Here is a 20,241-nt window from a genome sequence, read left to right as displayed (position 1 = left end):
AGGATTAAATGCTTTAACATCGACTAGACGGCATTGTAGCATTCAGCGGTGAAACTAAGAGAAACCAGAAAGCATGTCTGATACCCGCCGCCTATTTTTTGCCTTACCGATACCGCCCAAAACCCAACGCGCGTTGGTTAAATGGCGTGCAGAACAGTTCTCTGCCGAAGCAGGCCGTCCTGTCGTCGCCGCCAATCTACACATTACGTTGGCATTTTTAGGTGACATCAGCGAACAAAAATCTCAGGCCCTACAAAATATGGCTGCGCGGATCAAACAGCCTGCTTTTAGCCTCGATCTCGACGACGCGGGCCACTGGCCGGGCGCAGGAGTGGTCTGGCTAGGCACTCGCAGAGCACCGCGTGGGCTGCTGCAATTGGCCGAACTTTTACGATCGCAGGCTGCACGTAGCGGTTGTTATCAAAGCCCACTACCGTTTCATCCTCATGTCACGCTGCTACGCGGGGCGACGAAAGCCGTAGCACTCCCGCCATCAGGGTTTCATTGGCCGATTGATTTTGAATATTTCGCGCTCTACTCGTCGGAGTTCCGCCGTGGCCGAACCCGCTACGAGCAAATTGCCGCTTGGCCGCTCATGACGCCGAAAAAACCGGCAGAAAACGCGGAACACTGAATTTTCAGAATAATCTCGACATATATATAGAAAGAAAAAAAACATAGAGAGAACTTATGATTTTTTCCCCCTCGCTAAAATCAGCGCGCTTGCTTCAACGCTACAAACGTTTTTTAGCCGACGTTCGCCTTAATGACGGCACTGAAATGACAATGCACTGTGCCAATACCGGTGCCATGACAGGTTGTGCAACGCCGGGGGATACGGTTTGGTATTCCACCTCTGACAACCCAAAACGAAAATATGCACATTCTTGGGAGCTCACTCAGACTCAGCAAGATCATTGGATCTGTGTAAATACCATGCGTGCCAATACGTTAGTGCAGGAAGCCATCGAGGCTGGGCGCATCAAAGAATTATCTGGTTACACAAAACTGCGCACCGAGGTTCGCTACGGTGAAGAAAATAGCCGTATCGACTTGTTATTACAGGCAGAAAATCAACCTGACTGCTATATTGAGGTTAAGTCTGTGACCCTGCTAGAACAGGATTGTGGTTACTTTCCTGATGCTGTTACGCTACGCGGGCAAAAGCACCTTCGGGAGCTAGCGCTGCAGGTACAAAACGGACAACGCGCAGTACTGTTTTTTGCCGTACTGCATACCGGTATTACGAAGGTTGCGCCAGCACAACATATTGACCCGCAATACGCGGAATTACTGGCGCAAGCCTGTGCGCTTGGCGTAGAAGTTATATGCTATGGTGCGCAGATTAACGCGGAAGGAATGGAGCTAAACATCCCACTGCCGTTTGGGTTGTCCTGAGCCAGCTATTTCGTCTTCTGTTGAAAAAAACGACAAAAAACGCAGAGCAGCTCGCCAAATACGCCGTCCTTCACACCATTGTCAAGCATTATGCAGGAATAATTGCCAACGTTAACGGCATCTGCTATTTATAGCGGCCTGATTTTTCCCCCGTTTGGGGATCGCTAATGCGTGTTATGTAGGAGAAGCAACATGCAAGAAGGGCAAAACCGTAAACCGTCGTCCTTAAGCATTCTCGCCATCGCTGGGGTGGAGCCGTACCAAGAGAAGCCAGGCGAAGAGTACATGAATGAAGCCCAGTTGGCTCATTTCAAACTGATTCTTGAAGCGTGGCGCAACCAGCTCCGTGACGAAGTTGACCGCACTGTGTCCCATATGCAGGACGAGGCGTCGAACTTCCCGGACCCGGTAGACCGTGCGGCACAGGAAGAAGAATTCAGCTTAGAACTGCGCAACCGCGATCGTGAGCGCAAACTGATTAAAAAGATCGAAAAAACTCTGAAGAAAGTCGAAGACGACGATTTCGGCTTCTGTGAGTCTTGCGGTGTTGAGATCGGTATTCGTCGCTTAGAAGCGCGCCCTACGGCCGATCTCTGCATCGACTGTAAAACTCTGGCTGAAATCCGCGAAAAGCAGATGGCTGGTTAATCTGGGATATTAAGATCCTCCAACGCCCTCTACGGGCGTTGATGGTTTCTCTTACCCAGCCTCACCACGGCGTTAATGCAGGAAGCCAACACCGTGGTGAATTCTTCCCGTTCTGCGGCATGACGCCGACGTAACGAAATTCATCAAACCCATGCCATCACATCATTATATTGGCCGCTTTGCCCCCTCTCCATCCGGTGATTTACACTTTGGTTCGCTTATCGCCGCTCTCGGTAGTTATTTACAAGCTCGCTCACAGCAAGGCCGTTGGCTCGTCCGCATCGAAGATATCGATCCGCCGCGCGAAGTTCCCGGCGCCGCGAGCCGTATTTTGCGCACGCTTGAACACTATCAACTGCACTGGGATGGCAGCGTGCTGTATCAATCGCACCGCCATGATGCCCACCGTGCCGCACTCGACTCCCTGCGCCACGAGCACAAAGCCTATTTCTGCACCTGCACCCGCAGTCGTATTCATTCCCTCGGTGGATTTTACGATGGTCACTGCCGCGCTCTGCATTTGGGGCCTGAGCACGCCGCGCTGCGCTTGCAGCAAACCGATCCGGTGTATGGATTTGAAGACGTGCTCCATGGCTGGCTGGCCGCCGATAGCGCCATGGCGGAAGAGGATTTTATTATTCACCGACGCGATGGCCTGTTTGCCTATAATCTGGCCGTCGTGGTGGACGATCATTTTCAAGGCGTTACTGAGATCGTCCGTGGTGCCGATCTTATTGAACCGACGGTGCGTCAGATGACGCTGTACCAGCAGTTAGGTTGGCTGGCACCACGTTATCTGCATCTACCTTTGGCGCTAAATCACGATGGGAATAAGCTGTCGAAACAGAATCACGCCGAGCCGATTCCGATGAGCGATCCTCGCCCCGTGATCGTTTCTGCACTTGGCTTTTTGGGGCAGTCGGCACCAAAGAGTTGGGAAGATTTAAGTACCGAAGCGCTGCTAGAATATGCAGTAGCCCACTGGGACGTGCAGCAAATACCCAAAAACTCACGATTAATGCCGTGAATTTATCAGCGGCATTCTCAAAATGCCCTGCTTAGGCTATGATGACCCGCTATTTTTTCTGCATATACTCATCAGACCTTAAGTTGCTGGCATTAGCTAGGGCTTGAATGATTCAGAGCATACGACTAACAAGACACTATCGAGGTGCACCATTTTTACCCGAGTCGCCAACTTTTGCCGTAAGGTTTTAAGCCGAGAGGCGGAGAGCGCACAAGCGGAGGAGTCACGTTCAATGACGGTGATCCCGCGCGATCAACATAACATTTCGCGCCAACAAATCAGTGAGAACGCCCTCAAGGTTCTCTATCGCCTGAACAAATCAGGATACGAAGCGTATCTGGTTGGTGGCGGCGTGCGCGATCTGCTGCTCGGTAAACAGCCTAAAGATTTTGACATCACCACCAGCGCGACGCCGGAACAAGTACGCAAACTGTTCCGTAATTGTCGTCTCGTTGGCCGCCGCTTCCGCCTGGCCCATGTGATGTTCGGCCCTGAAATTATCGAAGTTGCCACCTTCCGTGGCCACCATGAACACGCCGGTGATGGCAAAAATATCTCCCAGCAGGCCCAGAACGGCATGCTGCTGCGCGACAACGTCTATGGCAACATCGAAGAAGATGCCCAGCGTCGCGATTTCACCATCAACAGCCTGTATTACAGTATTTCAGATTTCACGGTGCGTGATTACACCGGTGGCCTGCGTGATTTGCAGGAAGGCCGTATTCGCCTGATTGGCGATCCTGAAACTCGCTACCGTGAAGATCCTGTACGCATGCTGCGTGCGGTACGTTTTGCTGCCAAACTGGACATGAGCATCTGTCCACAAACCGGCGAACCGATCCCACGTTTAGCGTCGCTGCTACATGAGATCCCATCGGCACGTCTGTTTGAAGAGTCGTTGAAACTGCTGCAATCCGGCTATGGCTTCGCCACTTACACGCTGCTGTGTGAATACCAGTTGTTCCAACCGCTATTCCCAGTCATTGCGCGCCATTTCACGCCAAACGGCGATAGCCCGATGGAACGCATCATTAATCAGGTGCTGAAAAACACCGATCATCGTTTGCAAAACGATATGCGCGTGAATCCGGCATTCCTCTTTGCGGCTATGCTGTGGTATCCACTGATTGAGCTGGCGCAGAAAATCAATGACGAGAGCGGTCTGACCTACTACGACGCTTTTGCATTAGCGATGAACGATATATTGGATGAACAATGCCGCACGCTGGCTATTCCAAAACGTATTACCGCATTAGTGCGTGATATTTGGTCATTGCAACTGCGTTTATCTCGCCGTCAGGGCAAACGTGCTCACAAACTGATGGAACAACCGAAGTTCCGTGCAGCCTTTGATCTGCTGGCGCTGCGTGCGCAGGCGGAGAATAACCATGAGCTACAGCGTTTGACGCAGTGGTGGGACGAGTTCCAGAAAGCGCCTCTAACACGTCAGAAGAGCATGGCGAATGAGTTGGGAGATGATGGTGTTCGTCGCCGTCCGCGTCGCCCACGTCGTCGTGCACCGCGTCGTGAAGGCAGCAGCGAATGACACGCGTCTATATAGCCTTAGGCAGCAACTTGGCTAATCCACTGCATCAGGTTCAGTCAGCGCTTAACGCGCTGGCCGAACTGCCGCAGACGAAGCTGATTGCAACCTCATCGCTATATCGCACACCACCGCTCGGGCCTCAGGATCAGCCTGATTACCTGAATGCGGTAGTGGCATTAGACACGGACTTACCGGCTGAAAATCTGCTAGACCATACGCAAAAAATCGAGCTGGAGCACGGCCGCGTTCGTAAAGATGAACGCTGGGGGCCGCGTACCTTAGATCTCGATATCTTGCTGTTCGGCGATGAAATAATAAATACCGACCGCTTAACCGTACCGCATTACGACATGAAAAATCGGCAATTCATGTTATATCCACTGGCTGAGATTGCCCCCGAATTGCATTTTCCCACCGGCGAAAGCCTGCAATCTGTCATCGCACAGCTCGGCGCTGAACCACTCACGCGGTGGTAGTGGCCATAGTTATATCAATGAAATAGCTATAAATAATTACTACCAGACATATATCCTTTCCTAGCTAATTTACCTAATTCCCTTTCTATTTCCATAAGTTACTGATATTTTCGCCCTAATACCTTTCCCGTGCGGTATGCCGATAAAGCGCTATCCCTAGGGCATAACATCTCTTAGAATGCGCTTTTGTTTCACTCTGAATGAAGCCGTCAGGGGACACCATGAAGCCGACCAGCATCACCCATCTGTTACAGTTAAAACAACAAAAAACAAAATTCGCCACCATCACCGCTTACGATGCCAGCTTTGCTAAGCTGTTTGAAGATCAGGGCATCCGCGTCATGTTAGTCGGGGATTCTCTCGGAATGACGCTGCAAGGGCATAATTCTACGCTGCCTGTCACCATTGAAGATATCGCCTACCATACGCGCGCCGTGCGTCATGGCGCACCACACTGCCTTTTGCTCGCCGATTTGCCTTTCATGACCTATGCCACAGCGGAACAAGCCTGCATGAATTCAGCCACGCTGATGCGAGCCGGTGCCAATATGGTCAAACTGGAAGGCGGTAGCTGGCTAGCTGAAACGGTGAAAATGCTGACCGAGCGCGCAGTGCCGGTTTGTGCGCACCTTGGCTTAACGCCGCAATCTGTAAATATTTTTGGCGGCTATAAAGTTCAGGGCCGTGATAAAGACGGTGCCGATAAGCTGCTCGAAGATGCGCTGGCATTGGAATCAGCCGGTGCTCAACTGCTGGTTTTAGAGTGTGTGCCTGCGGCACTGGCAAAAACCATCACCGAAGCGCTACGCATTCCGGTTATCGGTATTGGTGCAGGTAAAGACACCGACGGCCAGATTTTAGTCATGCACGACGCCTTGGGGATCACCGGTGGACATACCCCTAAGTTTGCCAAGAACTTCTTAGCAGGCCAAAGCGATATTCGTGCTGCCATTCGTCTATACATTGAAGAGGTTGAACAGGGTTTGTATCCGGCAGCGGAACATACTTTCAACTAATCTGTAAGCCTGCATCTAGCCTCTCGTTAAAGGGAGGTTAGCGTGGCTCATAAGTTTGGAGAACCACTGTGTTAATCATTGAAACAATCCCTTTGCTACGCCGTGAAATTCGCCGTTGGCGCCACGAAGGCAAGCGTGTTGCACTAGTACCCACCATGGGAAATCTGCACGAAGGTCATCTCACGCTGGTTGAAGAAGCAAAAGCACGAGCTGATATCGTTGTCGTCAGCGTATTTGTGAATCCGATGCAGTTTGATCGCCCTGACGACCTCGCTCGCTATCCGCGTACATTGCAGGAAGATTGTGAAAAATTAACGCGCCTAGGCGTGGATTTGGTCTTCGCTCCGTCTGAAAAAGAAATCTATCCGAAAGGCTTAGAACAGCAGACCTATGTCGATGTACCGTCACTCTCTACCATGCTGGAAGGCGCAAGCCGTCCGGGACATTTTCGCGGTGTCTCCACCATCGTGAGCAAACTGTTCAATCTCATCCAGCCAGATATTGCCTGTTTCGGTGAGAAAGATTTCCAGCAGTTGGCGCTGATCCGCAAAATGGTTGCCGACCTCAGTTTTGATATTGATATCGTGGGCGTGCCTATCGTTCGCGGTCAGGATGGGCTGGCGCTGAGCTCACGTAATGGCTACCTCACGCCTGACGAACGTCGCCTAGCCCCTCGCCTGTATAACATCATGAGTCATTTAGCGACTCAGTTGGAAAACGGCGAACGCAACATCGACGAGCTGTTAGAACAAACTGCAGGACGCTTGCGGGAAGCCGGTTTGCAACCTGACGAACTGTTCGTTCGCGACGCTGACACTCTGCTAGACGTAAATGTGGATACACAAACCGCGGTGATTTTAGTTTCTGCATGGTTAGGTAAAGCGCGTCTGATTGATAACATGCGCGTGCCGTTCAACGCCGAAAGCTAATTGTTTTGCATACAGTGGTAAACTTTTTTATTAAAATATAGTAGACCACTTAATCGGTAATAAAGAGAATTGCCGTCTCTGGTTTCAGAGATGGCTGCCATCAATAGATGTTAATGAAGGTATTGTTATGGTACGCACTATGTTGCAAGGCAAACTGCACCGCGTCAAAGTGACTCAGGCAGATTTGCACTACGAAGGTTCCTGCGCTATCGATCAGGATTTTTTAGACGCAGCGGGGATCCTGCAATATGAAGCCATCGATATCTACAACGTAGATAACGGTCAGCGCTTCTCGACCTACGCGATTGCCGCCGAACGCGGTTCAAAAATTATTTCCGTCAACGGCGCTGCGGCTCGCTGTGCATGCGTTGGCGATACCATGATCATCTGTTCTTACGTACAGATGTCTGATGAACAGGCTCGCTCACACAACCCTAAAGTTGCCTATTTTGAAGGTGATAATGTGATGAAGCGCTTGGCAAAAGCCGTTCCCGTGCAGGTGGCGTAATTCTTTATTTCCCCCGGCTCTCATTGACCCCACCCTAACCCTCCCCTTCACAGGGGAGAGAACCGTTCGGTGATGTTTATATGAATCTCGAGCGGCGACTCCCTCTGCCAAGGGGGAGGTTGGGAGGGGGTTTTTCACAACAGCAAAATTTTATTTCACCGCCGCCGCAGGCACCTTAACCACTCCAGCATCCGGCTTTTCTGGCACCGGCTGTGGCTTGTTAGCAATCAATGACGCCATGCTTTGCACCGAATCCGTACGCAGCACATATAAACGCTTCAGCGCGAACGGGTTATCCCCCATTCGAACCCTTCCTTTGACCGTCGTCACCGCCAGATGAAATCCTGCATCACGCGCCGCATCCATCGCCTTTTGGTTATAGCCACCGAAGGGATACGACAAGTATTGAACATGCGGATTAAACTGCGAAAGCGCCCTTCTCGAATGTTGGAAATCAAACAAAATATTATGATAAGAACGGCTGAATAAAATTGGCTGTTTGTTCGCACTCACGCGATGCAAAAAGTGTGTATGCGACTGAATATCAAATACATCCTGCATTTCACGCAGTTCTGAAATGCTGGTGAACTGTAACCCGTTAGGGTTCCAAGCCTGCGGATGGCGTTTGATGCGAGAAGAGATAATAAACGCCGTAGCGCGTTGCCCATTCTGTTTGAGCACCGGATACGCATAGCGATAGACCGATTTGAGTCCATCATCAAACGTCAGCACCACCGCCTTGGCAGGTAAATTCATGGTGCCGTTTAAGTAGCCTTCCAACTGATACATAGAGAGCGTGGTATAACCCGCCTGTTTCAAATAGGCCATTTGGTTGCTAAATGCCACGTCGGAGGTCGTGGTCGACGTATGACGAAAACGCTTATTCTCTTCATTTTTCAAGATATGATGATACGTCAGCACCGCAATGCCGTTATCCAACTCCGCGTCCAGCTCACTCACATAGCCAAGGCGATCGCCTAAGTTGATTTCATACCATGTCTGATTAAGACGATCCTTTTGTTTGTTCAGGATCGGGTAACGCAGGTTTTCCTCCAGCGTAGCGACTGGCGTACTTTGATTATCAGCTTGGCTATACACGGTCACCGGGCGGCTAGTAACAAGATTTTGAAAACTTTTCTTGCGCAGATCGCCCAAATTATCACGCGGCGCTTCAGGATTCTTGCGCTCGCTCAGGTCTTCTCGCGCAATAAAGCCAGTGCCGTTGCCAAAGCGAAATTCGTAATACTCCGCGTCGGCTTGAAAGACGTTCAGCACCTGTCCCTGCTTAATTTGCCCCACGGGGATCACATGCTCTCCCACCAGCGAATAGATTTCACTATCACGCTCAGCTTGCATGTATTGATATTGCTGCCAGCTCTCAGGCAATAGGTCTGCAAAAGCCGTTTGCGGAATAAAAATAATGTAAAGAGAAAACAGCAATCCGGCTGTTATTGATTGAAATAGCTTCATTTTTTATATTTAGAAAAGTCAGGTGCCATCAGGCAAAGAAATCATTCAGGAACAACAGAATAGCATGGGTGATGGGTTTGATGCATGGTTAAAAAATAGCACCGGTAATCGAGAGCTATGGATATAACCTATGATGAATTAAGGCAATATTCCGCCCGCCTCTCCACATTGGTTTTTTCATATAACTCTGGTGCAGGCGTACGGGTAGGGTTCGTCAGGACGCGAACCCTACACCCGAGTCCTTTTTACTGAGTCGCTTGGCCGAACGGTCTCAGAGCGTACATCCTGTGCGCCATCGACCTGCCGCCAGCATCCATGCTGGTGGCTCTATAACGAAGACGATCAGAAAAAGAAATCCCAAAGCCTCGGCTGTTTTTTAGCTTAAGTCTTGGGGAAAAAGAGCAAACAAGACCTTAACGTTTTTGATCAAAGCTTCCCCTCGCTGCCACAAATTCGAATCTTTTCCTCGACCACTTCGCGCATGGCCTGTTTACCCGGCGTGATATATTTGCGCGGATCGTTCGCATCAGGGTGCTCGGTGAAGTAGCTTTTTACCGCATCCGCAAAAGCGATTTTCAGATCGGTAGCCACGTTCACTTTGCAGATCCCAAGCCCTATCGCTTCACGCACCATATGCTCTGGAATACCCGACGCGCCGTGCAGCACCAGCGGTATATCAACGGCCTTGCGCACTTCGGCCAAGCGGGCAAAATCCAAATGCGGTTCACCGTGGTACAAACCGTGCGCTGAGCCAATTGCCACGGCAAGGGAATCAATGCCAGTGCGCTGAACAAACTCACGTGCGGCGGCAGGATCGGTAAAGAAGCTGTCTGCGCTGTCAACGTTCAGGTCATCTTCTTGCCCGCCTAACCGCCCCAGTTCCGCCTCCACGCTCACGTCATAACGCTGACATAGGCGCACCACTTCAGCCACCGTGCGAATATTCTCTTCAAACGCAAAGTGCGAACCATCAATCATGACCGACCGCACGCCGGCGGTCACTTTGGCGCGAATATCATCCAGTTTCTCGTGGTGATCCAAATGCAGCGCCAACGGCAAATCATGCAGGTGGGCGGCTTCCTGGCATATAGACACCAGATAATCGGTGCCTGCGTAGGTAAATGTGCCTGGGGTACCGGCCAAAATCACCGGCGATCTCAGCGCGGCGGCGGTTTCCACCACCACTTGAACCGTTTCTAAATTATGAACGTTGAATGCGGGTACCGCGTAACCTTCGCGCTGAGCCTTTTTGAGCATTTCCCGGTTTGAAATCAGGTACATAAAATGGGCTCCTTAAATACCGTCTAAGCTGACAGAATCATTTTGTTGTTGATTGCACTTTTGTTCTTCGTGCCACAGGCTGGTCACACCGCGTCGCCCGCACTCCAGCGCCATATCGCGAAACGACTGCGGGTTCATCCCTTCTCGCTCTAGCATCATCTCTGCCGCAAGCTGCATATTGGTGCCGGTAATCACTTGATAATCTGCATGTTGTTTAGCAATTATCGCGGCCTGCCGAAACGGCGAGCCACCCAATAAATCACTCAGGATCACCACGCCTTCTCCGCTGTCACAGGCCGCACAGGCTTGCTCTAACATCACCATCAGTTCAGCGGTACTCACGCCTTCAGGGAAATCCACCGCACAGCACTGAGACTGCTCACCAACCACCTGTTCCACGCCCTGCAACAGGCCGCTGGCAAAGCGGCCATGCCCGGTAATCACTAGACCTAACATCGCGCCTCCTTAAAGGAATCCAATAAACTTGCCTACCACGCCAAACAGCACCGTTAAACCGATCAGTTTCACCGGTGAAAAACCACGTTTCATTAGCCAGAACACCAGCAGCGTGAAGCACAGCGGCAGAAGATTGGGCATCAGCTTATCTAGCACGTCTTTCTGCAGCGCGACGCTGGCTTTACCGGCATGCATAACCAACGGCGTGGAGAGATGAACGTACGACGCCACCAGCGCCCCGATCACCGTCATCCCAACAATCGATGCCGCATGAGATATTTTTTTGGTGTGGGTTTTTAGCAGCGCCAACGCGCTGGTGCCCGCATGGTAGCCGTAGTGAGCCAGCCCGAAACGCAGACCAAAATGCACAACGTTGAACATCAGGAGGAAAACAATCGGCCCAAACAGGCTGCCCTGAAGCGCTAACGAAGCACCGATACCGGCGCAGATCGGCAGCAACGTAAGCCAAAACAGCGCGTCGCCAATGCCGCCCAACGGCCCCATCAGCGCCACTTTGACTGCACGGATGGTAGACACCTTTTCTTTGCTGCCTTCCATTGCCAGCACCAGGCCGGACAGGAATGTCACATCGAACGGATGCACATTGATAAACTCCATGTGCATCTTCATTGAGTTCGCCAGATCCTGAGGATTCTTATGGATCTTGCGTAGGCCGGGAATGAGGGTATACAGCCAGCCGCCCGCCTGCATACGCTCATAGTTGAACGACGCTTGTAACAGCAGAGAACGCCACGCCATGCGATTTAGGTCTTGCTTGGTTAAGGCTTCCGCTGGCGTGCTGTCAATATAGTCGTCTTGCTCAACCTGACTGGTCGCCAAGGCCTGTGCCATACGCTGCTCGGCTTTAGCCGCCATTACAGCTTCGTTGTCATTAAATCCCATCTTCCATCTCCTGAGCATGAGTCGAAGAAGAAGGCGCGTTAGTATCGCCATCCTGTTCGTTGCGGGAACGGTTAAAGAAGTCGATCAACGCGATGGCGAATGCGCCCAAAGCAACGGCGATAATCGGCATATTGAGAAAGGTCACGGAAATAAAACCGAGGATGAAATAAGCCACATAGGTCTTTTTCATCATGATTTTCATCAGCAGTGAGAAACCGATGGCAGGCATCATTCCGCCCGCAACGGCCAGACCATCCAGCAGCCACGTTGGCGCTTTCTGCACCATCGCACTGGCGGCGTCGGCACCGAAGTAAACCGGCAAGAAGGCCACAATGAAGTAGAAGCAGAACAGGATCGCAATGCCGAGATAGTTCACGCGCTCAATGCCGCGCCAGTTGAGCTCCTGCACCATTTTGTCGCACTTGTGCATCATCGGCGAAAACGCCGTGAACAGCAGCGTGATACAGCCCTGCACCGCGATAGCAAAAGGCACCGCAATGCCTATCGCCACTTTGGGGTCGGCATGGGTCAGAATGGCAAACGCGGTACCAATCACCCCGCCAATCACCACGTTTGGCGGCTGAGCCCCCGCCAGCGGCACCATTCCCATCCAAACCAGCTCTAATGAACCACCGACCAGCAGACCGGTTTGCACATCGCCTAAAATCAGCCCAACCAGCGGGCCAATCACCACCGGACGATGGAAATGGGTGAGACCATCAAACAGGTCTACCCCCGCCAGTCCGGCTAATAAGCCAATCAATAACGCATCTGTAAACATGGTTTACTCCCGTTATGCTAAGAGTTTGGCAATGGATTCACCGGACTCATCCGGCACCCGCCGAACTTCACAGGTGATACCTAGTTTCTCCAATTCGCGAAACGCCGCCGTATCGCTGTCATTCACGGATACGGTTTTGTGTATCTGCCGCTTTCCCTCGGCAAAGTGCATATTGCCAACGTTGACGAAATTGATTGGCACTCCGCCTTTCACCAACGTGAGAACGTCCTGTGGGGTTTTGCATACGATGAAAATTTTCTGCCGATCGGCCGCTTTATGAATCACGTCGATAGTTTTTTCCAGCGTGAAATAGCGGGTTTGAACGCCTTCCGCCACCACCATATCCATCAGGTTTTGCTGTACCGGATCGGCCGCTGCGGCGTCATTGGCAACCAATACCAAATTAGCCCCTAGCGTATTTGTCCACGTCACACCTACCTGCCCGTGAACTAATCGGTTATCTATGCGGGTCATTAAAATATTCGGGGTCGACATGCTCCACTCCTGACTTGTTATTTTGCTAAATGAGTGTTGATGGAACGAACTGCGGTAAACGGATAGATTTCCACCCCTTTCACCACGCGGTTGACTTCCCCTGTCGGGCACGGGTTATCTGGCGTCATGCCCAGTGCCAAAGACGTTTCAAACGCCAACATCTGTAAATACATCAGATAAGGAAATAGCAGCCAGATATCATCTAGATCGCTATCGAGTACGGTATGAAAATCTCCCGGCGTAGCGCTGAGCGCCACGATCTGTTTAGCCAGATCGTCATGGCGCAGTTCACGCAGTAAATCAGCGTCGTAGCGGTGGCAATAAGCCTCGGAAGACATCATCAGCAGCACCAGCGTATCGCCGTCCACCATGAATTTCGGTCCATGGCGCACGCCCATTGGCGAGTCATAGCGCGTGGCAATCCGCCCGGCGGTGAGTTCGAGCATCTTCAGCGCGGCTTCCTCGGCGATACCGGTAAAACAACGTCCGCCTAAGACCATCGCGCGCTTAAACCCGCTGTTCGCCAGCACTTTGACCTGCTGTTGCCAATGGTGTTGTTCACGACTACACAACGCGGTCATCTGTTGTAGTGCCGGTGCGCTCTGCGCCAGCGTTAACGGCCCTAGCAGCAGAACGGTAGCCAGCGTCATGCAGCTAAAGCTGGAGGTCATGGCAAAACTTTGATCGTGCGAACCCTGCGGCATAATCAGCGAGCAGACGTTACGTCGCCCTTCTGCGTAGCGCGCCAGCTCACCATCGGGATTACAGGTCAGCATTAAATGGTGGCAATGCGGCAATATCTGATCGGCTAAGCGCACGGCCGCGACGCTTTCAGGGCTATTCCCCGAACGCCCATAGGACACCAGCAGCGTAGGCCGCTCTGGATCGAGATATTGCAGCGGCGAAGGCACAATATCGGTCGTGCCATAGGCCACCACGTCTAAACTGCATTGCTCGCGCAGCCAAGGAGCCAGCGCTCGCCCAACAAACGCAGAGGAACCTGCGCCGCACAACACGATTTGTAGCGTTGGATCGGCTAATAGCGGCTGCAAGAACGGTTTCCAATGTCCCTGACTGTCGCTCAACTCCTGATGTAGCTGTCGCCACAGGCGTGGCTGTTGATCGATTTCACGCGCGGTATGCAGCGCATGGTGCTCATGTAGCCATGCTTCAGAATAGGAAAACAGCTCACTCATGCTAAGGCTCCTTGCGCCTGAGATTGGATAGTTTCAGCTTTGGGTTCACAGGCTTCGGCGTAGCTCAAAAGCACCCGCTGTATTTTGTCTAGAACCCATTGCTGTGGATCTTTACCCAGCGTTCCGGCGTTCAGCGCCTGTGCCTGCTCAGGGAGATACTGGCTGAGCAGCGCCATCGGAACCGGATGGCTACGCAGATTACTCATCAGTAAATCAACGGCTTGCTGTACCTGAGGATGAGGCCAGTAATAGCGCACGCGGTCGCTGAGGCTGTATTGGCGATCGATAAATTGTTGGTGTGGCGAACCGTGGTAATAGCGATTCCACTGCTGCGGCTGTTCGCGCATCACCTGTTCCAGCGTGTCGCGTAGATGTGCCGCTTTAAGCTCACCGTTCCATTCACGATCGATACGATCGAGAGCAAATAAGGCTTCACGTAGCGCAAAAGTTAAGGCGGGTCCCACTTTTAAGATCGCAAAGTGATCGCGTACCAGCTCGCGATAGGCGTGCGGCGTTTGATAGTCGGTGGAATGAGCTTCATAAACCATATGCGGCTGGCTTTCGATAAACTGACTCAGCGCCTGCGCTTTATTCGGCTGGTAATGCACCACGCTGTGGTGGTCAAACTCAACGCCCGGCTGTACCACCAGCGCAATCACTCTTTCCCATACGCTGTCCAGCCCGGCCTTACGCCATGCTTTTTGATGGATATCTAACGTGGTCGCCGCGGCCTGCGGCGTGGTGACCTGCATGCCTTCCATGTCTTCTTGAGCCCCGCCGGGAACTGGAACTTCGGTGCCAATCACATACACCGGACGTTCACCGCCCGCCTGCTGCCACGCGCTCTCTGCCACCGCACACAAACGGGCCGCCCGCGCGGCAACTTCCGTATCTCCCAGAGGAACAGGATCGCCGAGGCATGACATGGAACAATCAAGATGGATCTTGCGAAAACCGGCGCTCACGTAATCATGGATCAGCGTTTCAGCGAGCTGCATGGCTTCATCAGCGCTGCGATCCTGCCAAGCGTTGGGCCCAAGATGATCGCCTCCTAACCACACCCGATCGCGTGGCAATCCAATGCGATCGGCCTGTGCCCAAACCGCATCACGGAACTGCGCGGGAGTCATCCCGGTATAGCCGCCAAACTGATTGACCTGATTTGAGGTCGCTTCAATCAATACCGCGCTGTGGCGGGCTTTAGCCAGCAGTAAGGCACTTTCGAGTACCCACGAATGCGCGGAACAGACCGAATAGATCCCCACCGCCTCGCCCGATTTGTGGCGACGGATAAGCTGTAACAAAGGCTGCATGATGTCTCCATGCAGGCATTATTTAATCGATCAAGGATATCGATCAGTCGTCGGCAATAATCACTTCTACGCCGAGTTCCGTTAATGCCCGCTTGTAGTTGTCGGGGATCCGGCTATCAGTGATCAGCCGGTGGATCTGACCGGCCTCACGGATCATGCAGAAGCTTTTGCGACCAAATTTACTGGAGTCCACCACCGCGATAATTTCGTGCGCCACCTCGCACATCACGCGATTGAGGTGAGCTTCGCCGGTATGTGGCGTGGTTATCCCTGCTTCCAGGTCAAACCCATCGACGCCAAGAAATAAGGTATCAAAGCGATGTTGACGCAATTGCTGTTCTGCAGCCGGACCATAGAGCGAATAGGAGTTCTGACGAACGCTTCCGCCCAGCACCATCACTTCAATCCGTTCAAACCCCGCCAGTTCATAGGCGATGTTCAACGCGTTGGTCATGACCACCAGATCGCGCCGCCCTTTAAGGTGTGGCGTAATCTGCGTCGTGGTTGATCCAGAATCTAAAATCAGCGTGTCGCCGTCTTTCACGTACTCTGCCGCTTTGGCTGCGATACGCGATTTAACGTCGCGGTTCATACGCCCTTTATCTTGCAAAGGTCGATCAAACGCGAATTGCTGATTAAGCATGGCGCCGCCATAAGAGCGCAGCGCACAGCCTTTTTGTTCCAGATAACGCAGGTCATTACGGATGGTGACGCTCGATACCCCAAACCGCGCGCTGAGAGGTTCAACGCGTACGCTGCCCTCGTGACACAACAGGTCAATAATCTGTTCGCGGCGTTTTACGGTATCTAACGTCATATCCATGACTCCTTGGAGTGTGATGTTTGAGTAAAGAAGCTTTCGCTCTCTTTCGAATGCATTACAGCAAAGGCTGTGAAGTGAAATTGTGATCGCGGTTACAGCCTACTTTTTGGGCAAAATAGGCCAAAAAACCTTTCGATGTAAAATACAATGAAAGCCAGGCAACGAAACAACGAAGAGGAAATTTTGTGAGTTGAAGGGCTATCTAGCGCTTCTGACAGAGAAAAACAGACGTTGAAAAACGAAAGCAGGTTCTTTTGCCGCGAAGGATTAAGATTTTATTTAGTGAAGTGATGGAGGTCACATATTTTGAATTTGACCGATATTTTGAAGCGCACCGCCGACGTTTTTCGGAAACATTGTGTAGCTGGGCGACCTGAGACATGAAAGGCAGAATCGGCTATTCGTCCATATTGGGAATAGCCATATATAAAAAGCCGGTGCGAGTATTATATAAAATCCCTTATCGGTTCCGCCCACCAAATATAACCTAATTAAATAACTTTTAATTTACAATAAAACCCATGAATGAAATAAAATTAATAACCAAAGAACCTTATAAATAGATATTTAACTAATTTACCCAACCACAGAAATATAATCTTTTAATTCATAGATTAAACACTCTATTTTTCTATCGGAGGCATCATTATCGTTCATCAATGACGAGCGCGTTCACAACAATTAGTGATCTCTGTTTACTAAAACTTGAGTACCTACGCAAAACCCCACCTATTTTAATCCTCTACTCTCATTACGTTGGTATTACCCGTTACCTTTAAAAAATACCTTTCATACCCGATAACCCACTTTTTAGTGCCGGAGTGTTATATGGATATAGTCAATTCAACACAAGAAAAACCAAAAGAAAAACGATACCCAACAGATAAAGTTTCATGGACTACCGCAATATCTTACGGACTGGGAAGTTTTGGCGCCAATGTGATGTATGCATTTATCGCTATTTATCTCATGCTTTATTACACCGATAGCTTTGGTATAAAAGCAGCGGCCGTCGGTTTATTATTTTTAATTGCCCGCTTAGTCGATGGCGCAACAGATATTGCACTCGGAATTTTAGTTGATAACACCCATACCAAAATGGGGAAATTTAGGCCGTGGATTTTGATTGGCAGTATTTTAGTTTCACTGACCACCGTTGCCTGTTTTATCAGTCCCGATTTTTCAGAGGCAGGGAAACTGGTTTATGCTTACTCAACCTATATTTTATGGAGCATCTGCTTTGCCATTATTGATATCCCTTACTGGTCGCTCTCGGCTGCAATAACACAAGATCCCACAGAAAGAACCAAGGTGATTACTATCCCTAGAACCATTGCCACATTTGGTTTTCTGTCTGTCAGTGCAAGCACGCTATGGCTGGTGAAATATATGGGGAGTTGGTGGGCTGTCGCCATAATATATAGCCTGATATTTTTAGTGTGTATGTTGATTACTTTTTTCGGCGTAAAAGAAAAACACTCCGTGCCACGCAAAGAACGCCAAAGCTTCAAAGGATTTTGGATATTATTAAAACGACATAGACCGCTGCGTTTATTGTTGACCGGTATGTTTTTATTAGAAATGATTGGCGTTATCCGTGGCACATTCCAACTTTATTTTTTCATCTACAATCTCAACGCAGAAATGGCGCTTGGCGTATTTCTTACGGTATCAATGATTGCACAGGTCGGCGGTGCCGTCGTATCTCCTTTTATATCAGCCAAAATTGGCAAGAAAAATACCGCGATATATAGCAGCGCCGTTATGGCTCTAGCCTGCATGCTGCTATTTTTCTTTCAAGGAAACATCACCCTTATATTCATCATCGGTGCAGTAGCCCCATTCTGTGGCGGCGTTGGACAAATTGCACTTTATTCCATGGTGGCAGACTGTGTGGAATACGGTGAATGGGCCAGCGGCAACCGTTCTGAAGGTATGGTTTTTTCACTTAATATTTTTAAAACCAAACTTTCTGGCGCTATTGGTGGTGCCATTGGTGGATTCATGCTGTCGTGGGCGGGTTATATTCCTCATACCGTGCAAGCGACCAATACGGCTATGTGGATTGGCCTGCTGTTTACCCTTATTCCCGGCGCGTTGACGCTCATTAGTTTAATACCTTTATCAAGCTATGAGATTACCGAACGCAGATTCTACGAAATCCTCGACGATATTCAGCAACGCAATATTAGCCAAAATTCAGGGGCAAATTCATGATTATCTGGAATGCCGAACAGCAAACTTTTCACCTGTGTAATCAGCACATCAGCTATGTATTAGGCATTGAGCATCAGCGTTATTTGGTGCATTGCTATTGGGGCAAACGCGTGGCTGCGTTTAATCAATACCATGATTATCCCAAACTGGATCGCTCATCGTTCTCCCCCACGCCAGCGGCATGGCCAGACAGAACGTTTTCTTTAGATACCGTTCTGCAGGAATATCCGGGGCACGGCGCAGGGGATTACCGAGAGCCCGCCTTTGAAGTGCGCTACGCGGATGGAACACAGGTAAGCAATCTGCATTATGTGTCACATCACATTGTTCAGGGCAAGCCACGACTGGAAGGGCTGCCTAGCACGTGGGTAGAAACGGATGATGAAGCACAAACCCTGACGATTACGCTGGCCGATCCGGTGACGCATTTACAGGTAGAGTTAAGCTATACCCTGTTTCGCGATCATCCCGTCATCACCCGCTCCGCTCGCCTCATTAACCGAGGCAAACAGCCACTGCGCTTGCTGCGCGCGCTGAGCTGCGCGGTTGATTTCCCCGATAGTCACTATCAACAGATCCAGTTTCCTGGCGCTTGGGCACGAGAGCGGCAGCTTCATCGCCAGCCGCTAAATCCAGGCATTGTGGTGCTCGATAGCAAACGTGGAGCCAGCAGCACACATCAGCAACCGTTTATTGGCCTCGTGCGTCCAGAAACCACTGAAATGCAGGGAGAGGTCTGGGCCCTACATCTTGTGTACAGCGGCAACTTTACCGCTCGCACCGAGGTCGATGCCTATCAGCAAACGCGACTGCTCTTAGGTATTAATCCTCACGGATTTGGCTGGCAGCTACGGCCAAACGAATCATTCCAAACGCCAGAAGCCGTTATGGTATGGAGCGATACTGGGCTGAATGGCCTTTCTCAGGCGCTGCACCAGCTCTATCGCAATAATCTGGTACGCGGACAACATCGCCATCAACCTCGCCCGATTCTGGCGAATAATTGGGAATCAACCTATCTTGACTTTAACGAAGAAAAGCTCTTAACGTTTGCACGCAATGCTAAACAGCTCGGCGTGGAGCTTTTAATGCTCGATGACGGCTGGTTTGGCGAACGCAATGACGACACCCGTTCTCTGGGTGACTGGTTTGTGAATCAGAAGAAATTTCCACAGGGCCTGCGCCCGCTGATTGATAAAGTCCATCAGCAGGGGATGAAGTTTGGTCTGTGGTTTGAACCGGAAATGATCTCACGCCGCAGCCAGCTCTTCACTCAGCATCCCGACTGGGTGATATGCGCAGGGGAACAACCGCTGTCAGAAGGGCGCAATCAATACATTTTGGATCTTGGCCGCGCAGAAGTACGCGACAATATTCTGTCGCAAATGAGCATATTTCTCGAAAAACACCCCATTGATTACATTAAGTGGGATATGAACCGCAATATGAGCGAAGTGGGCTCATGTGTGATGCCTGCCGAGCAGCAACAAGAGACAGCACATCGCTATATCCTTGGCCTCTATTCCCTACTCGATGCACTCGTCACGCGTTTTCCACATATTCTATTCGAATGCTGTGCTGGCGGGGGCGGGCGTTTCGATCCCGGGATGCTTTATTACATGCCACAGGCATGGGTCAGTGATAACACCGATGCGGCCTCCAGAGTGTATATCCAGCACGCTACCAGCCTGCTTTATCCACCCATTATGCAGTGCGCACACGTCTCCGAAGTGCCAAACCACCAAATGGGTCGCTCTG

At 50.9% G+C, this 20,241-nt stretch carries 20 protein-coding genes; 11 read left to right on the top strand and 9 right to left on the bottom strand.

Annotated features, from left to right (window positions below; genetic code table 11):
- The first annotated feature begins 73 nt into the window (after positions 1-73).
- From thpR to panD, 9 genes are all read left to right on the top strand, one after another.
- Entirely contained in the window at positions 74-634 is a 561-nt protein-coding gene (thpR, locus tag BN1044_RS16800) for an RNA 2',3'-cyclic phosphodiesterase (protein WP_072309656.1), read from the top strand.
- Positions 635-690: 56 nt separating this feature from the next.
- A complete protein-coding gene (sfsA, locus tag BN1044_RS16795) occupies positions 691-1,398 on the top strand; it encodes a DNA/RNA nuclease SfsA (protein ID WP_072309655.1) in 708 nt (235 codons plus the stop codon).
- A 192-nt stretch (positions 1,399-1,590) separates the two neighbouring features.
- On the top strand, positions 1,591-2,046 hold the full coding sequence (gene dksA / locus BN1044_RS16790) for an RNA polymerase-binding protein DksA (RefSeq protein WP_046458922.1): 456 nt from the start codon (positions 1,591-1,593) through the stop codon (positions 2,044-2,046).
- A 151-nt stretch (positions 2,047-2,197) separates the two neighbouring features.
- Positions 2,198-3,073 carry a tRNA glutamyl-Q(34) synthetase GluQRS gene (gene gluQRS, locus BN1044_RS16785; protein ID WP_072309654.1) on the top strand — a complete coding sequence of 292 codons (876 nt, stop codon included), beginning with the start codon at positions 2,198-2,200 and terminating at the stop codon, positions 3,071-3,073.
- 151 nt (positions 3,074-3,224) lie between these two features.
- Complete coding sequence (pcnB, locus tag BN1044_RS16780; RefSeq protein ID WP_217492954.1) at positions 3,225-4,619, top strand: polynucleotide adenylyltransferase PcnB; 1,395 nt, start codon at positions 3,225-3,227, stop codon at positions 4,617-4,619.
- On the top strand, positions 4,616-5,095 hold the full coding sequence (gene folK / locus BN1044_RS16775; protein WP_072309652.1) for a 2-amino-4-hydroxy-6-hydroxymethyldihydropteridine diphosphokinase: 480 nt from the start codon (positions 4,616-4,618) through the stop codon (positions 5,093-5,095). Before pcnB ends, folK begins: the two co-directional genes overlap by 4 nt.
- Positions 5,096-5,316: 221 nt before the next feature.
- The gene (gene panB, locus BN1044_RS16770; RefSeq protein WP_072309651.1) at positions 5,317-6,111 is read left to right on the top strand and encodes a 3-methyl-2-oxobutanoate hydroxymethyltransferase; all 795 of its coding nucleotides are present in this window, start codon (positions 5,317-5,319) and stop codon (positions 6,109-6,111) included.
- 68 nt (positions 6,112-6,179) lie between these two features.
- On the top strand, positions 6,180-7,040 hold the full coding sequence (panC, locus tag BN1044_RS16765) for a pantoate--beta-alanine ligase (protein WP_072309650.1): 861 nt from the start codon (positions 6,180-6,182) through the stop codon (positions 7,038-7,040).
- 127 nt (positions 7,041-7,167) lie between these two features.
- The gene (gene panD, locus BN1044_RS16760) at positions 7,168-7,548 is read left to right on the top strand and encodes an aspartate 1-decarboxylase (RefSeq protein WP_008814566.1); all 381 of its coding nucleotides are present in this window, start codon (positions 7,168-7,170) and stop codon (positions 7,546-7,548) included.
- 150 nt (positions 7,549-7,698) lie between these two features.
- Here the strand turns inward: panD and BN1044_RS16755 are convergent, their stop codons facing one another.
- The 9 genes from BN1044_RS16755 to agaR form a co-directional block, all read right to left on the bottom strand.
- A complete protein-coding gene (locus BN1044_RS16755) occupies positions 7,699-9,018 on the bottom strand; it encodes a polysaccharide deacetylase family protein (RefSeq protein WP_072309649.1) in 1,320 nt (439 codons plus the stop codon).
- Between the two features lie 426 nt (positions 9,019-9,444).
- Positions 9,445-10,299: a tagatose bisphosphate family class II aldolase gene (locus BN1044_RS16750; protein WP_025800280.1), complete on the bottom strand. Its 855-nt coding sequence runs from the start codon at positions 10,297-10,299 to the stop codon at positions 9,445-9,447.
- A 12-nt stretch (positions 10,300-10,311) separates the two neighbouring features.
- On the bottom strand, positions 10,312-10,755 hold the full coding sequence (gene agaF, locus BN1044_RS16745) for a PTS galactosamine/N-acetylgalactosamine transporter subunit IIA (RefSeq protein WP_072309648.1): 444 nt from the start codon (positions 10,753-10,755) through the stop codon (positions 10,312-10,314).
- Positions 10,756-10,764: 9 nt separating this feature from the next.
- Positions 10,765-11,658 (bottom strand): PTS system mannose/fructose/sorbose family transporter subunit IID, encoded by an 894-nt coding sequence (locus tag BN1044_RS16740; protein ID WP_025800282.1) that lies wholly within the window; start codon positions 11,656-11,658, stop codon positions 10,765-10,767.
- Positions 11,648-12,439 carry a PTS N-acetylgalactosamine transporter subunit IIC gene (gene agaW, locus BN1044_RS16735; protein ID WP_025800283.1) on the bottom strand — a complete coding sequence of 264 codons (792 nt, stop codon included), beginning with the start codon at positions 12,437-12,439 and terminating at the stop codon, positions 11,648-11,650. Before agaW ends, BN1044_RS16740 begins: the two co-directional genes overlap by 11 nt.
- A gap of 12 nt (positions 12,440-12,451) precedes the next feature.
- On the bottom strand, positions 12,452-12,934 hold the full coding sequence (gene agaV / locus BN1044_RS16730; protein WP_072309647.1) for a PTS N-acetylgalactosamine transporter subunit IIB: 483 nt from the start codon (positions 12,932-12,934) through the stop codon (positions 12,452-12,454).
- A gap of 17 nt (positions 12,935-12,951) precedes the next feature.
- Complete coding sequence (locus BN1044_RS16725) at positions 12,952-14,130, bottom strand: SIS domain-containing protein (RefSeq protein WP_072309646.1); 1,179 nt, start codon at positions 14,128-14,130, stop codon at positions 12,952-12,954.
- The gene (locus BN1044_RS16720) at positions 14,127-15,443 is read right to left on the bottom strand and encodes a D-tagatose-bisphosphate aldolase, class II, non-catalytic subunit (protein ID WP_072309645.1); all 1,317 of its coding nucleotides are present in this window, start codon (positions 15,441-15,443) and stop codon (positions 14,127-14,129) included. Before BN1044_RS16720 ends, BN1044_RS16725 begins: the two co-directional genes overlap by 4 nt.
- Positions 15,444-15,486: 43 nt before the next feature.
- Positions 15,487-16,260, bottom strand: coding sequence for a transcriptional repressor AgaR (gene agaR, locus BN1044_RS16715; RefSeq protein ID WP_043495353.1), 774 nt, complete (start codon positions 16,258-16,260; stop codon positions 15,487-15,489).
- A 762-nt stretch (positions 16,261-17,022) separates the two neighbouring features.
- On the opposite strand from agaR, the gene BN1044_RS16710 reads away from it, so the two are divergent.
- The gene (locus BN1044_RS16710; RefSeq protein ID WP_247650271.1) at positions 17,023-18,483 is read left to right on the top strand and encodes an MFS transporter; all 1,461 of its coding nucleotides are present in this window, start codon (positions 17,023-17,025) and stop codon (positions 18,481-18,483) included.
- Positions 18,480-20,241: alpha-galactosidase (locus tag BN1044_RS16705; RefSeq protein WP_072309643.1), on the top strand; the 1,762-nt coding region annotated here is incomplete at its 3' end. The genes BN1044_RS16710 and BN1044_RS16705, both read left to right, overlap by 4 nt.

The organism is Hafnia alvei, assembly GCF_900095695.1.
In the GTDB taxonomy this organism is placed as follows: Bacteria; Pseudomonadota; Gammaproteobacteria; order Enterobacterales; family Enterobacteriaceae; genus Hafnia; species Hafnia alvei_B.
Note: the sequence above shows the minus strand (reverse complement) of the source record. Positions and strands in the feature narration are given on the sequence as shown.

Bases quoted from the DNA above. Each gene is read 5' to 3' on its own strand.
- BN1044_RS16755 (WP_072309649.1), bottom strand. From the start codon at position 9,018: ATGAAGCTATTTCAATCAATAACAGCCGGATTGCTGTTTTCTCTTTAC.
- panD (WP_008814566.1), top strand. From the start codon at position 7,168: ATGGTACGCACTATGTTGCAAGGCAAACTGCACCGCGTCAAAGTGACT.
- gluQRS (WP_072309654.1), top strand. From the start codon at position 2,198: ATGCCATCACATCATTATATTGGCCGCTTTGCCCCCTCTCCATCCGGT.
- BN1044_RS16740 (WP_025800282.1), bottom strand. From the start codon at position 11,658: ATGGGATTTAATGACAACGAAGCTGTAATGGCGGCTAAAGCCGAGCAG.
- BN1044_RS16720 (WP_072309645.1), bottom strand. From the start codon at position 15,443: ATGCAGCCTTTGTTACAGCTTATCCGTCGCCACAAATCGGGCGAGGCG.
- thpR (WP_072309656.1), top strand. From the start codon at position 74: ATGTCTGATACCCGCCGCCTATTTTTTGCCTTACCGATACCGCCCAAA.
- dksA (WP_046458922.1), top strand. From the start codon at position 1,591: ATGCAAGAAGGGCAAAACCGTAAACCGTCGTCCTTAAGCATTCTCGCC.
- sfsA (WP_072309655.1), top strand. From the start codon at position 691: ATGATTTTTTCCCCCTCGCTAAAATCAGCGCGCTTGCTTCAACGCTAC.
- agaF (WP_072309648.1), bottom strand. From the start codon at position 10,755: ATGTTAGGTCTAGTGATTACCGGGCATGGCCGCTTTGCCAGCGGCCTG.
- agaV (WP_072309647.1), bottom strand. From the start codon at position 12,934: ATGTCGACCCCGAATATTTTAATGACCCGCATAGATAACCGATTAGTT.
- folK (WP_072309652.1), top strand. From the start codon at position 4,616: ATGACACGCGTCTATATAGCCTTAGGCAGCAACTTGGCTAATCCACTG.
- agaW (WP_025800283.1), bottom strand. From the start codon at position 12,439: ATGTTTACAGATGCGTTATTGATTGGCTTATTAGCCGGACTGGCGGGG.
- agaR (WP_043495353.1), bottom strand. From the start codon at position 16,260: ATGACGTTAGATACCGTAAAACGCCGCGAACAGATTATTGACCTGTTG.
- panB (WP_072309651.1), top strand. From the start codon at position 5,317: ATGAAGCCGACCAGCATCACCCATCTGTTACAGTTAAAACAACAAAAA.
- BN1044_RS16725 (WP_072309646.1), bottom strand. From the start codon at position 14,130: ATGAGTGAGCTGTTTTCCTATTCTGAAGCATGGCTACATGAGCACCAT.
- BN1044_RS16750 (WP_025800280.1), bottom strand. From the start codon at position 10,299: ATGTACCTGATTTCAAACCGGGAAATGCTCAAAAAGGCTCAGCGCGAA.